Genomic DNA, 12,409 nt, shown 5'->3' on the forward strand with positions numbered 1-12,409 from the left:
TTCAGGCCCCCGCGGAGTGGAGACGCAGACAGCCCACGATGCCCCAGGGGGAGCTGGAGACGACCAGGGCCTGCCCCGTCCGGGAATGTCCCCGGACGAAGGCGTGGACCGCCTGGCAGACCCCCAGCGCTCCGCTCGCGGCGCCGACATCCCCTACCGAGACGCAGGGGAGATGAACGTTCGGCGCGGCCAGCTCCTCCCCCAAGCGGATGAGCGCGGTCCCCCACTCCCGCGCGCGCCACTCCTCGCCGTTCAAGTCGGAGTAGAGGTCCCCCTCGAAGCGAGCCGGGCGCGGGCCTCGCGCGAGCACCTCGCGGATGCAGGCCGTGAGCCCATCTCCCTGACTGACGTGGCCCGCGTACAAGTGAAGGCGCTCCTGGGCAGTGGCCACGCCCGTCACCAGGGCCAGGGGCGCGGCGCCGCGCTGGCGCGCCCCTCCCTCCTGCTCCAACAGGAAGCACGCGCCAGCCTCTCCGGGCATCAGGCCCACCGGATTGTCGCCCACCTTCAGGCGGCCCTCCTCGTCGAGCACCCGCAGCGCCTCGGGGTCCAGCAGCGAGTCGACCGCGAGCACGAGGATCCGCTCGAAGCCGGCCCGCCACAGCTCGCCCGAGGCCTGCTGGACCGCCACCGCCGCTCCCGCGGGGCCCTGGTCCACCACCCGCACATTCGCGTCGGGGAGGGACAGCCCCAGCGCGTCGCGGAGCGGGCGGAGGCAGTGCTCGCGGATGCCATCCAGGCCATCGTCCCCCTCCACCTCGAACACCCCATCATCACGGGAGGGGGCGACCATCATCAGGGCCGTGCTGCTCCAGAACCTCGCGTCGGAGGGGCGAGGAAGTCCGGGCGTCTCCAACACTTCACGGAGGCAACCTCGCGCCAGGCGCAGCCATCGCCCCATTCCCGCAAAGCCGTCCGTATAGCCCTGGACGGGGTGTGCGGTGAGCGGAAGGGTGTCCTGGGTCTCCGGCTCCAGCACCTGGAAGTGACTCACCCTTCGAGGGCGAGAGATGCCTGCCCGGATGGCGGCGCACGCCGAGGCGGCATCACGTCCCACCGATGTCACGGCTCCGATGGCGGTGATGACCCCGAGCACGTCTCGCGGGTGGGGCTCGCGGGGGGCGCTCATGCGTTCATCCACGCGTCGAAGCCGCGCGTGAGCCGCTCCAGCGACAGCGCCCCGGCGGCCCGGAGCCGCGCGCGCTGGTGTCCGCACCAGCCTCGGGTCTCCACCTGGCAGCCCCCCCGGCTCCTGACGGCCAGCTCGAAGGCCAGCGCCGGACGGTGGCGCATCGGCGCCAGGTGGAGGGCCTGGAGCAGGGCCTCGGGTGTCCACGGCACGCCATCCCGGTAGCGGCCCTCCGGTTCGAAGCGCTTACGAGCCCGGGCCCACCACCGCTCCACCTCGGCCACCTGGACCCGGCCAGGACGGTGCTCGGGGGGCGGCAGGCTGGAGGACACGGCGCCAGAAGGCGGCGCCACGTCGTCCTCGTCATCCCCGCGCATGAAGAGGCCCTCCGTGGACAGACCGGTGATGACGGAGAAGGTCCGCAGGGCCAGCCACGCCACCTCCGGCGTCTGCTCCTTCAGCACGGCCAGGGCCGCGTCCGCCGCCGCCAACCGGCCACTGAAGCCGAGCGCCCACAGGGCCTCCGCGCGCAGCTCGGACCTGTCCAACGCCCGAACCAGCTTCTCCACGTCGGCGGGAGCCCCTCCGGCCGCCAGCGCGAGCATCGCCAGGCGGGGCTCCGCCCCCTCTGTCGCGAGCCGCTGGCAGGACTGCCAGGCCGCGCGCAGGCCCCGGAGCAGCCCTGTTTCGATGGCGGCATCGCGCACCAGGGGCCGGGCGTCCTCCATCCCCTTGCGAAGCCAGGTCGCCAGCACCGGCGGCTTCGTCACCCGCGCGGCGCGGAAGGCGGCCGCGAGGAGCACCGGCTCCGTGTCCGCGAGGACCAGGCGCTCCAGGAGCGAGCCCGCGTCGACTTGCCGGAAGGCGAGGAGGTCGAGCAGTTCGGCCTGGAGCGTCGGCACCAGACGCGGCAGCAGGTCGAGCAGCGCGGCGTCCAGTTCCTGGCGCTCGCACAGCGCCAGCGCATGCCGCAGCCAGGGGCGCCGCTCCGCGTCTTCCCCCCATCGCTCCAGCACCAGCGCCTGCTCGCCGGACGCGAGCAGCACGAAGGCGGCGGAGGCCACGCCTCCGGGCTCCTCGCTCTCCAGCGCGGGCCGCAGTATCCGGAGCGCGACTGGCGGTCCGCCCACCCGGAGCCCGTCCAGATGAGCTCGCAACCGGGCCTCGTCGCCCGCCTCGACTTCGAGCAGGGTATCATCCGGGGAGTCCATCGCCCGTTCCCGCTGCGTCCAGAGGAAGCTGGCTTCCTCCAGGTGCTCCGCGAGCACATCCCACAGCAGCGGCGGGCGGCGCGTCACGGCGCGAGGAAAGGATGGAGAGAGGGCCTCGCTCATGTCTTCGGCTCGTCGCTGAAGCGCAGCTCCATCCAGAGGATGTTGGTGAGCTTGCGGTCGTACAGTTCCCGCGCCAACTCCCGGCCAATGACATACTCGGATGGGTCCCCGTCCACCCGGAAGAGCTGGGGCGCGTTCTGCATCTTCGCGCGGTCCAGGACGTACTTGCGAATGCGGAGGATCTTCTTCGGGGCCTTCGTGCTCCACGAGATATCGCTCGCCTCGAGGTCAAGGCAGTCGACGGTGCCAATCGGATTGATGATGAAGTAGTCGCCGCTGTAGGGGCGATTGCGGTGGTCGTAAAGCGTGAACGGGAGGTACTCGATCTCGTTTGTGCAGTGCTTCTGGATGGCCTCCTTGAGCGCGGAGGAGGCAATCAGCATGCCCCGCCCATTGCCAATCAGTGCCGACAGCTTGATGCCCGGGTGCTCCGGGCTCATCGGGATGCGGGCATCCTTCGGATAGAAGGGGCGCAACCGCTCGCCGAGGTTCGTGGCATAGGACTTACCCTCGATACCCTCGACGAACCGGCTGAGGAAGCAGAGGTCCCGGTCGTTGGCGTTGCCCATTGTGTCGAGAAGGCGGAATCGCATCATTCGGTCAGTCCTCAGGGAGGTGGGCCATCCAGCATGCCCACGTTCTTGCCCCGACTCTTTCCGAGGAAATCATGAGGGATGTCCTCCAGCGCCTCTCCCGCCATGTCGCCGGCCTTCATCGCCTCACCAGCCGCGACGATCTGCGGGTGGACATCCGTCGACAGCAACTCCACCGCCTCCCGCGTGGTCGCGTAGTCCGGAACCGCGTGGTCGGCAGCGGCCTTCTTGACCCAAGCGAAGAGCTTCATCAACTCCCTCTTGATGTACTCGCTGTAGAGCGCGTGGTGGAAGTGGATGGGGGTCCTGCGGTGTAGCGGCAGGCCCAGCGCCACCGCGGCGTACTTCACCATCGGCAGGATGATCATGTTGAGCTGATTGTTGAGGTTGTAGCCCTCCCGCATCAGCCCCGAGCGGACAATCAGCGGCACCCTCCCCTTGGGTTCAATGCCCGCGCCCGCGTCAATCACCGCGGCCTTGAACTCCGCGTTGGCCACGATGTGATGCGCTTCATGGGAGAAGGGCATGCGCGCGCTGGTCTCGAAGTTTCCGTCGACGGTGATGTCCCACGCCCCAGCGGTGTCGGGTTGCCTGGCGGCATCCGCCGGCCACGTGTACTTCGCCGGGGTCTGCTGCGCCTTCAGCCGCGCCTGGTGGCGGTGGCTGCACGGGTTGCTCGTGCGGTAGTCACTGATGTGCCGGTTGACGCAACCATGCTCGTGGTCATCCGCGAGGTAGGAGCCCTCCCAGGAGTGGGGTGAAGGCGGAGGCTTCGGCTTCTTCTCTGCCGCGCCCTTCTTGCCCGCCGTCCCTCCATCGGCCTTCTTCTTGATGATCTTCTTCTTGAGGGGAACCTCCTTGACCGAGATCTTCTTCGCCGTGGTCTGCGACGTCTTCCCCATGGCTGCCTCCAAGAGGGCTGCGACGCCCGGAGCCGTATTCGGGTGCCGCGGCCCATTGCCTGCGTCAGCGGCATCCTGGGCACCTGCTCAGTTGATCTGGACCTTCCCGCCCTTGATGCGCTGCACCTGCTCCGCCTCGGTCCGGATGTTGACGCCGCGCAGGATGACGTCTCCGTTGCGACGCAGGGTGAGGCTCGCCTTCCCACACTTCAGCGTGACTTCTTCCCGCGCCTCGAGGCTCACCTGCTTGCCATCCACCTCGGCTTCCCGTGGACCGGCGTCCAGTGACTCAAGGAGGGCCTCCGTGAGCGGCGCGGGGCTGTTGCGCTGAACGAGCCCGACGAGGACAGGCAGGGCGGGGTTTCCCTCCTCGAAGAGCAGGAGCGCTCCCTGCCGCTCCACCGAAGCGCGCCGAATGGCGTCCGGCGCCAGCTCCACCGTGGTGCGCACAGGGAGCGGACCGCGACGGTTGCCCTCGAAGTCCACCAGCAGCACCCCGTTCGCGCTCGCCCCGGCCACCCACCCCACTCGCGGCGCGAGGATGAGCTCTTCGGAGAAGGCCGCGCGGGGTTTGCCGCTGCGATGGGACGCGTCCATGGTCTAGAGCTCCTTCCCACAGGTATCGCAGGGGAGTTCCTCGGGCCGCTTGCCGAGCCCGACGACGGGCGGCTGCAGCAGCGGCGCCGGAGGCGTGTTCTTGTCGTTGTGCAGCATGAGGTCGAAGGCGCGCGCCACGTTCTTTCCCTCGAACTGCACATCGAAGGAGTAGTTGACGAACTCGGCCTTGCCCTTCGTCTTGCCAGAAACCACGCCGCCGCCCGCGGTGCCAGCCTCGTCTCCGGTGCTCATCTTGAAGCTGGAGTCCTTCACGCACACCGGGTTGCCCCCCACGGAGACCTTCTTGGTGCCCTGGTCGGTATCCGAGGACCTGGCGATGTTGGGATAGGGAATGGGAATCGGCCCGGCGGGGCTTGGCGTCTTGCACACGTCCGGGAAGGCGACGGTGACACCATTGGAGTCCTTGGTGACAACGGACATCTTGTTCACGCCAACGGCATTGGCCATGGGCGAAAGCCTATCTCTTTTGAAATTCCATTGGCGACTCGCGGCAAGCAACAAGACCTCTGCGCAACATCAACAATCCTACCAAGCCTGCGCGTATGTTGACACAAACACAGTCAATTACCCCCAAGCACCGCTCCGACCAACTAGGGATTGCGCACTTTGTGGGTGTTCGTTCCGGGGACTCCGGTAATGGGGCTGTGGCCCCAGCGCCGCTCAGGAACGGCTGGAGGCCCCGTCACGCGGTCACCCTTCCGAGGGGCCAGTGCAAACGCCCAGACGCGCCCCCAACGCGTTGAACGCCTTTCGGCATCACGGCGAGCGGGATTATGAAGCCTTGGAACTGCGACTGCCGGAAGGAGTGCTCAACGCCTTTCGGCATCACGGAGAGCAAGACGGTCACCATGACCCAGATGACCAAGAGCGAGCGGTTGTGCTCAACGCCTTTCGGCATCACGGCGAGCGGGACACTGCGGACTGGAGGGTTGGGCGGCGGACGGCGTCACGTGCTCAACGCCTTTCGGCATCACAGCGAGCGGGACTGCCCTTGGGGGTCGCGTGCAGGCCGCCCAGGCCGGGTGCTCAACGCCTTTCGGCATCACGGCGAGCGGGACTGCTGTGCCTGGCGGCGCTCGCGTCGGTTCCGGGCGTGCTCAACGCCTTTCGGCATCACGGCGAGCGGGACCCTGGAGGACGGCACGACGCAGGCGCACTCACCGCTGTGCTCAACGCCTTTCGGCATCACGGCGAGCGGGACGAATCTCCAGCGCCACGTCCGCGAGGATTTGCCGCGTGCTCAACGCCTTTCGGCATCACGGCGAGCGGGACAGACGACGGCTGACGCATTTGGGGAGGTGGCCGACGTGTGCTCAACGCCTTTCGGCATCACGGCGAGCGGGACCACGCTCGTTCCCTTCTTCGACTGGAGGGGCGTCAGGTGCTCAACGCCTTTCGGCATCACGGCGAGCGGGACTTCTCCTCGTCGCGGATCTCGTGCAACGGGACGAGTGCTCAACGCCTTTCGGCATCACGGCGAGCGGGACGTACCATCGGCGCCGGAGATCTGTCGCGACTCGACAGCATGTGCTCAACGCCTTTCGGCATCACGGCGAGCGGGACGCCGCTGCAACGTCTGGTGCGCCTGCGGAAGGAGTGCTCAACGCCTTTCGGCATCACGGCGAGCGGGACTTGTGAAGAAGAGGCGCTGCGTCGGCGCATCACGTGCTCAACGCCTTTCGGCATCACGGCGAGCGGGACACTCGCCAAGCTGCTCGACGCAGCCGTGACTACCTTGTGCTCAACGCCTTTCGGCATCACGGCGAGCGGGACGTTGACCTCGGCGGCGCCAGCGGGGTCCAGGAAGTGCTCAACGCCTTTCGGCATCACGGCGAGCGGGACCAATTTCGTGACCGTTTCCCTGAAGCCTATGGGGGAGTGCTCAACGCCTTTCGGCATCACGGCGAGCGGGACGCCATGGGGTGTCAGTGCGTCGTGGTACCTGCTAGGGGTGCTCAACGCCTTTCGGCATCACGGCGAGCGGGACAGGTGTCGCTGGAGGCGCTGTCCCTGGTGACGGAGGAGTGCTCAACGCCTTTCGGCATCACGGCGAGCGGGACGCGGACCACCCAAGTGTACTCAAGGCGCTGAGTTATTCCGGGTGCTCAACGCCTTTCGGCATCACGGCGAGCGGGACTGACTGCCGCCATCACAGCCCCTCTGCGCAGCCGACGGTGCTCAACGCCTTTCGGCATCACGGCGAGCGGGACCGTCCGAGGTGGTGACAATCGCCCCGTGCTGGCGGGACGTGCTCAACGCCTTTCGGCATCACGGCGAGCGGGACCTTCAACGTCACCATCTACTTCGGCCAGCGCTCCGAGTGCTCAACGCCTTTCGGCATCACGGCGAGCGGGACGTGTCGTAGAGGCCAACTACCCGGGGTTCTGCTCGGGTGCTCAACGCCTTTCGGCATCACGGCGAGCGGGACCTGGACTCCTTCTACGCCAGTCCGCGCCAGTTGCGTGCTCAACGCCTTTCGGCATCACGGCGAGCGGGACCCTAGGAGGCGTGATGGCGACGGGCGACGTTGAACAGGAGTGCTCAACGCCTTTCGGCATCACGGCGAGCGGGACCGGAATGGGGTTGTTCATGCAGTCATTCCGCCAGGACAGTGCTCAACGCCTTTCGGCATCACGGCGAGCGGGACCGGGAGGAGATGGTGGCTGTGCTCTACGCGATCCTGTGCTCAACGCCTTTCGGCATCACGGCGAGCGGGACCTGGACCCAGGACGGGCAACGTGTCGCAATCCCTCGTGCTCAACGCCTTTCGGCATCACGGCGAGCGGGACTTGAGGACCGCCCCTGCCTTGCGGCGAGGGGAGAGTGCTCAACGCCTTTCGGCATCACGGCGAGCGGGACGTAGGCGCCTGCGCTGTTCCGTCCGAGGACTCGTGCGTGCTCAACGCCTTTCGGCATCACGGCGAGCGGGACTCAACGCGGGCGAGCGCAACCGCTTCAGCCTCTAGTGCTCAACGCCTTTCGGCATCACGGCGAGCGGGACGATAGTCGGTCTATTGCTGCCCGGCTTGCGCTTAGTGTGCTCAACGCCTTTCGGCATCACGGCGAGCGGGACCCGGGAACGGCCCGTACGGCTGAGCCGGGTCAGGCGTGCTCAACGCCTTTCGGCATCACGGCGAGCGGGACTATTCCCGCCGGCATTTCTCCGCACTGCAAAGCTTGCTGGTGCTCAACGCCTTTCGGCATCACGGCGAGCGGGACAGCCAGTCGGGTTGGCCCTCGAAGTCGGTGGAGTTGTGCTCAACGCCTTTCGGCATCACGGCGAGCGGGACATGTCGCCTACGGCAAGGCGTCGGCGGAACTCGAGTGCTCAACGCCTTTCGGCATCACGGCGAGCGGGACACCCAACCCCAAAGGAAACTCACCATGGCCCACAAGTGCTCAACGCCTTTCGGCATCACGGCGAGCGGGACCCTGGGGCCCTCGCGATGCACGAGAAGAGCGGGCTGTGCTCAACGCCTTTCGGCATCACGGCGAGCGGGACAGCGCCTGACCGGCTACGACACGACCGATGACCGGTGCTCAACGCCTTTCGGCATCACGGCGAGCGGGACCATTCGCTGGCCACCATGCGCCCAGCGCAGGCCGTAAGTGCTCAACGCCTTTCGGCATCACGGCGAGCGGGACGAGCCCGGAAAAATTTCGAGAAAAGCTTCTCCATATGTGCTCAACGCCTTTCGGCATCACGGCGAGCGGGACATGGGGAGGAACTGGTTGAAGCGATTGAGAAGTAGTGCTCAACGCCTTTCGGCATCACGGCGAGCGGGACCACGAGGTGGCGGGCAAGGACGGGCAGGCGCTGTCGTGCTCAACGCCTTTCGGCATCACGGCGAGCGGGACTGTGGGAGCCTTCGAGGTCGAAATACCCGGAAGCGTGTGCTCAACGCCTTTCGGCATCACGGCGAGCGGGACTTGTATGCGGCCATGCGCCACGGCGACACCCACGAGTGCTCAACGCCTTTCGGCATCACGGCGAGCGGGACTGCCCGCCTGAATCTCCCAGCAATTCCAGCACCTTACAAACCCCTTTTCAAGCACCTCCCCCTCCTTCACGCAGGTTGGCCGTCCCAGGCCCTACCCAGAATCACCAACCCTATGAAACCACTCGGCTTTTCATCGATCATGCACCTATTCACCTGTCAAAGAGCCCCAACCCTATGAAATCACAAAGGAATCCGCCGTTTTCGCCGCTGCGGGTCTCCGCCACGGCGAGGTGCTTGATTGTCGCCTGCTTCACAGCACCTTGAACGGTGCGGGCTCCTCCGGCCAGTCCTCCTTCGCGTTGATGGCGCGCACGCGCTCCACGCACCCGCCACACAGCCCAATCACTAACAACGTATCCACGGCATCCATCCGCCGCGACAGCTCCCAGCGCAGCTTCTCCCGGTCCCGGTCCGTCAGCGAGCAACGGAACACCGAGAGCTGCAACCACTCCCCATATCCCTTCAGCAGGGCATACACCTTCCGCCACCGCCGCGGGTCGCGGATGTCATAGGTAATCAGATACCAACGCCTCGGCTCGGCCATGGCTCACCTCAAGCGGAACGTCGCGAACAGCCCCGGCTTGCCGGTCCACTCCTTCTCCAGCAGCCGCACCTCCAGCTCCACCAGCCGCGCGTAGCTGAGCGAGTACCCCAGCACGTTGTGCTTCCACGTCTCCCGCTTGCGCCGCTCGTACAGCTCGATGGCCTTCGCCCGCCCCGCCTTGCTGAGCCAGACGTGCTCGGACGTCACCTCGAAGTCCGCGTCCGCGTCCCACGCCCGCCGGTTCACCGAGGCCACCAGCGGCATGTCCGCCAGCGGCACTCGGAACAGCTCCATCACATCCAGCCCCAACGGCCCCGCCGTGCCCCGGGGCTGGTGGTAGAAGCCAAACGCCACGTCCAGTCCCACCGCCCGGATGGCCGCCTCCACCTCCCGGTGGACCAACCCATATAGGAAGCCGAGCACCGCGTTGAACCGGTCCCTCGGAGGCCGCCGGTTGCGCCCGTCGAAGCGCAGCCGCGCGTCCACGTCCTCGCCTTGAAGGTACGGCAGTGCTCCGAAGTACCGCGCCGCGCCCGCGCCCTCCAACCCCAGGAGCACCTCCAGCGACGGCGCCTCCTCGCATTTCGGCAGCAACGCCCGGAGGTCCCGCACCGCCGAGGCCAGCACCTGACGCGACTCCGAATCACCGCGCGAGGCGCGAAGCAGGAAGCGGAGCTGCCCCTCCAGCTTCGCCGCCACCAGGCGGCGGGCGAGCCCCAGACACACGGACGCCTGCCGTAGCGCCTCGAACTGCCGCAGCCGCCGGTGGATGTTGCCCGCCCCACCGCCCAATCCCCCCAGGTAGCGCCCCCCGGACGTGAACCAGTGCACGCCGATGTCGTTCTCCACGCAGTACGCCAGCGCCTGCGCACTCACCTGCACCGCCCCGTGCGCGATGAGCGCCGACACCATGCGCCCTGGCTGCCTCGACGGCGCACCCTCCCCTTCCGGAGGCGTCACCACCAACTCCTCCGCCGCCCGCCCCACCCGCGCTCCAGGCGTCGCGACGTGCAGCACCTGCCGCACGTCGTCCTCCGGGAAGAGCCGGGGCCGCTCCTCCCCAGCTCGCTGCCGCTCCTCCTCCGGCAGGCACACGGGCGCCAGCGAGCACTTCGCGCACTTGCGCTCCTCCGGTGTCACGGGCGGCCGCTCCCGAGACGCACGCAGCAACCGGGCCCGCGTCACGGCCGCCGCCACGTCGCCCCGCAGCGCCTCATCCAGCGGGAAGCGCACCGTCGTGTCCGTCTGGTGGTAACGGACCCGGCACTCCACGGGCGCCCCCGGGAAGCGCTCCTCCACCAGGAGCGCGTAGGCCCCCGCCTGGAGCCGGTCACTTGGCCACGCCTCCGGCGCGTCGCTTCCAGGCGCATGGCGTCCGCGCTTGTGCTCGTAGACGACCAGCGTCCCCTCCCGCGTCCTCACTGCGTCCACCCTTCCGTGCAGGCCCAATGCCTCACTCGCCAGCTCCAGCTCGACGCGCTCGCCCTCCTCCTGGAGCTGGATGTGCAGCCGCCGTCCCGCGAACACGGCGGCGTCCGCCACGCGCAACTCCTCCACTTCCTCCAGGTAGAAGAGCCGCTCGCAGTACGCCAGCGCGTGCAGCGCGTGCGTACGGATGGACGGCTCGCCGACGACAGGCTTCGGACTCGTGGATGATGCGTTCATGCCTTGGGGCCCCCCGCCCCGGTACCGCGTGACAACGACAGACAACTATCCAGCGCCCTCCGCGAGCGGGATGCGCGGAAGCCGTTGGAGCTCGGGAGCAGCCAAGACCTCTTCGAGCCGCCCCACCTCGTAGCGAGTGCCACGAGTGCCCACATGGTCCACCCAGACCGGCAGGGTGAGGGCACCGGTGGACGCTGTCAGGAAGGCCCGACAGCCCGCGGGTGGCCGCCCCTCCGGGAGCAGACGCGCGTCATTGATGAGGTGCGTGGACTCCCCGAGCGACCACGCCCCGGCCCGCGTCACGGAGCCGGGCTCACGTATCGCCCGGACGACGCGGTCCTCCAGCGATTCACCCGAGTCCGGCTCCTCCCGGCTGTCGCACCAGACCACCAGGCGCGCATCGATGACGAGCTGTTGCTGGTCCGGCGCGGCGTTCTCGTCATTTCCCTTCGCGACCTTCAGGTTCTTCGACCGCCAGAAGGTGCGAAGCACCGTGCTGATGACAGGCGCGTTCAACAACCCCGCCGTCACGCGGCAGCCCCGGTGCCGCTCCCGGTCCTGCTCACCAACGAGCGAGAGCAACGCGCCGTAGCACGTCGCGGGCGGCGGCAGGACCTCGGTCTCCACCAGCTCGCGCGCCCGGCCCTTGCGCCAGCACGCCACGGGCACGGACAGTTCGAGCGCGATCACTTCTTCCTCACCTCCAGCCGCTTGCACGCCGCGCGGCAGGCGGCGACCACGCCCGAGTGAAGCTCCGCGCCCGAGAGCACCTCGCGATCCTCCACGCCCAGCCCCTCCACCACCTGCCCGCCCAACACCAACTCCTTCGCGGGGACGTCGCCGCTCTTCACCTTTCGCAGCAGCGCGGCGAGCTCCACGCCCCCCGCGCGGGAGGACGGCTCGAAGGCATACAGGATGCGCGGCGCGGCCTCCTGGGTGAGCCGGAAGACGACCGACTCCGGACTGAAGTCGAAGAGGAAGCGGCCGTGGTTGCCCGCGACGGGCCCCAGCGCGCAGAGCTGGTTCAGCGCCGTCACGGCCCGGGCCGGCACTCGCAGCGCCTCCGGCGTCAGCGCCACGCCGTACTGATAGCGCGTCGCGTGCATCTCCGTCCCGTAGGGCACGGGGTTGCTGCCCTTCTTCTGCGCGGAGGGCGTGGCCCCAGGGCTCGCGGCGTTGAAGGTGACGTCCCCGGACCACGGCGTGAGGCTCACCGCCCGAGACACCTCCAGCACCGCGCGGCGGACCTTCGCCGTGCCCTTCTCCTTCTCCTGCTTCGCCCCCTCCGCGGACATGAAGCCCAGCAGGTCATCATCGATGTAGGTCTTCTCCTTCGACTTCCCCGACCAGGCGCTGAAGGCGGCGTCCTTCCACTCGTTGGCGCGTGACGCGTCGTCATAGGTGCGGTTGCACGGCTCCTGCTCATTCAAGCGCCGCCGCAAGGCGAAGCGGATGGACTCGGCGGAGACGGTGGTGTGGACCTGTCCGTTCCACACCAGCTTCTGGAGGCTGGTGATGTTTCCCTCGGTGAGGCCCCGGTTGTTGGCGGCGGTTCCCAGCGGCGTGACGAAAGCGGCGAAGACGTGAAGGCTCATGAATGGACTCCGGGAAGGTGTGTGGAGC

Annotated in this window: 10 protein-coding genes and 1 CRISPR repeat array; all 10 genes read right to left on the bottom strand. The window is 67.9% G+C overall.

All coding sequences use genetic code 11. The annotated features are described in order from the left end of the window. Position 1 precedes the first annotated feature (1 nt). Positions 2–1,129: a hypothetical protein gene (locus F8M74_RS01125; protein ID WP_141254899.1), complete on the bottom strand. Its 1,128-nt coding sequence runs from the start codon at positions 1,127–1,129 to the stop codon at positions 2–4. Further along, complete coding sequence (locus F8M74_RS01130; RefSeq protein ID WP_141254900.1) at positions 1,126–2,463, bottom strand: TIGR02270 family protein; 1,338 nt, start codon at positions 2,461–2,463, stop codon at positions 1,126–1,128. The genes F8M74_RS01125 and F8M74_RS01130 overlap by 4 nt, the downstream gene beginning before the upstream one ends. Further along, entirely contained in the window at positions 2,460–3,059 is a 600-nt protein-coding gene (locus F8M74_RS37670; protein WP_228559606.1) for a DUF1629 domain-containing protein, read from the bottom strand. The genes F8M74_RS01130 and F8M74_RS37670 overlap by 4 nt, the downstream gene beginning before the upstream one ends. Before the next feature lie 11 nt (positions 3,060–3,070). Beyond that, positions 3,071–3,958 (bottom strand): AHH domain-containing protein, encoded by an 888-nt coding sequence (locus tag F8M74_RS01140; RefSeq protein ID WP_141254901.1) that lies wholly within the window; start codon positions 3,956–3,958, stop codon positions 3,071–3,073. 87 nt (positions 3,959–4,045) lie between these two features. Further along, a complete protein-coding gene (locus F8M74_RS01145; protein WP_141254902.1) occupies positions 4,046–4,555 on the bottom strand; it encodes a DUF6484 domain-containing protein in 510 nt (169 codons plus the stop codon). 3 nt (positions 4,556–4,558) lie between these two features. Then, complete coding sequence (locus tag F8M74_RS01150) at positions 4,559–5,023, bottom strand: DUF4150 domain-containing protein (RefSeq protein ID WP_141254903.1); 465 nt, start codon at positions 5,021–5,023, stop codon at positions 4,559–4,561. Between the two features lie 289 nt (positions 5,024–5,312). After that, positions 5,313–8,577: a CRISPR direct-repeat array (repeat unit 36 nt; unit sequence GTGCTCAACGCCTTTCGGCATCACGGCGAGCGGGAC). 250 nt (positions 8,578–8,827) lie between these two features. After that, entirely contained in the window at positions 8,828–9,121 is a 294-nt protein-coding gene (cas2, locus tag F8M74_RS01155) for a CRISPR-associated endonuclease Cas2 (RefSeq protein WP_140869763.1), read from the bottom strand. A 3-nt stretch (positions 9,122–9,124) separates the two neighbouring features. After that, positions 9,125–10,786: a type I-MYXAN CRISPR-associated endonuclease Cas1 gene (gene cas1, locus F8M74_RS01160; protein WP_141607754.1), complete on the bottom strand. Its 1,662-nt coding sequence runs from the start codon at positions 10,784–10,786 to the stop codon at positions 9,125–9,127. Positions 10,787–10,831: 45 nt separating this feature from the next. Further along, positions 10,832–11,476 carry a type I-MYXAN CRISPR-associated protein Cas5/Cmx5/DevS gene (gene cas5 / locus F8M74_RS01165; protein WP_141257438.1) on the bottom strand — a complete coding sequence of 215 codons (645 nt, stop codon included), beginning with the start codon at positions 11,474–11,476 and terminating at the stop codon, positions 10,832–10,834. Continuing rightward, complete coding sequence (gene cas7i / locus F8M74_RS01170) at positions 11,473–12,381, bottom strand: type I-B CRISPR-associated protein Cas7/Cst2/DevR (protein WP_141257439.1); 909 nt, start codon at positions 12,379–12,381, stop codon at positions 11,473–11,475. Before cas7i ends, cas5 begins: the two co-directional genes overlap by 4 nt. Positions 12,382–12,409 lie beyond the last annotated feature (28 nt).

Source organism: Myxococcus sp. CA023 (assembly GCF_010998615.1).
Classification (GTDB): Bacteria; Myxococcota; Myxococcia; order Myxococcales; family Myxococcaceae; genus Myxococcus.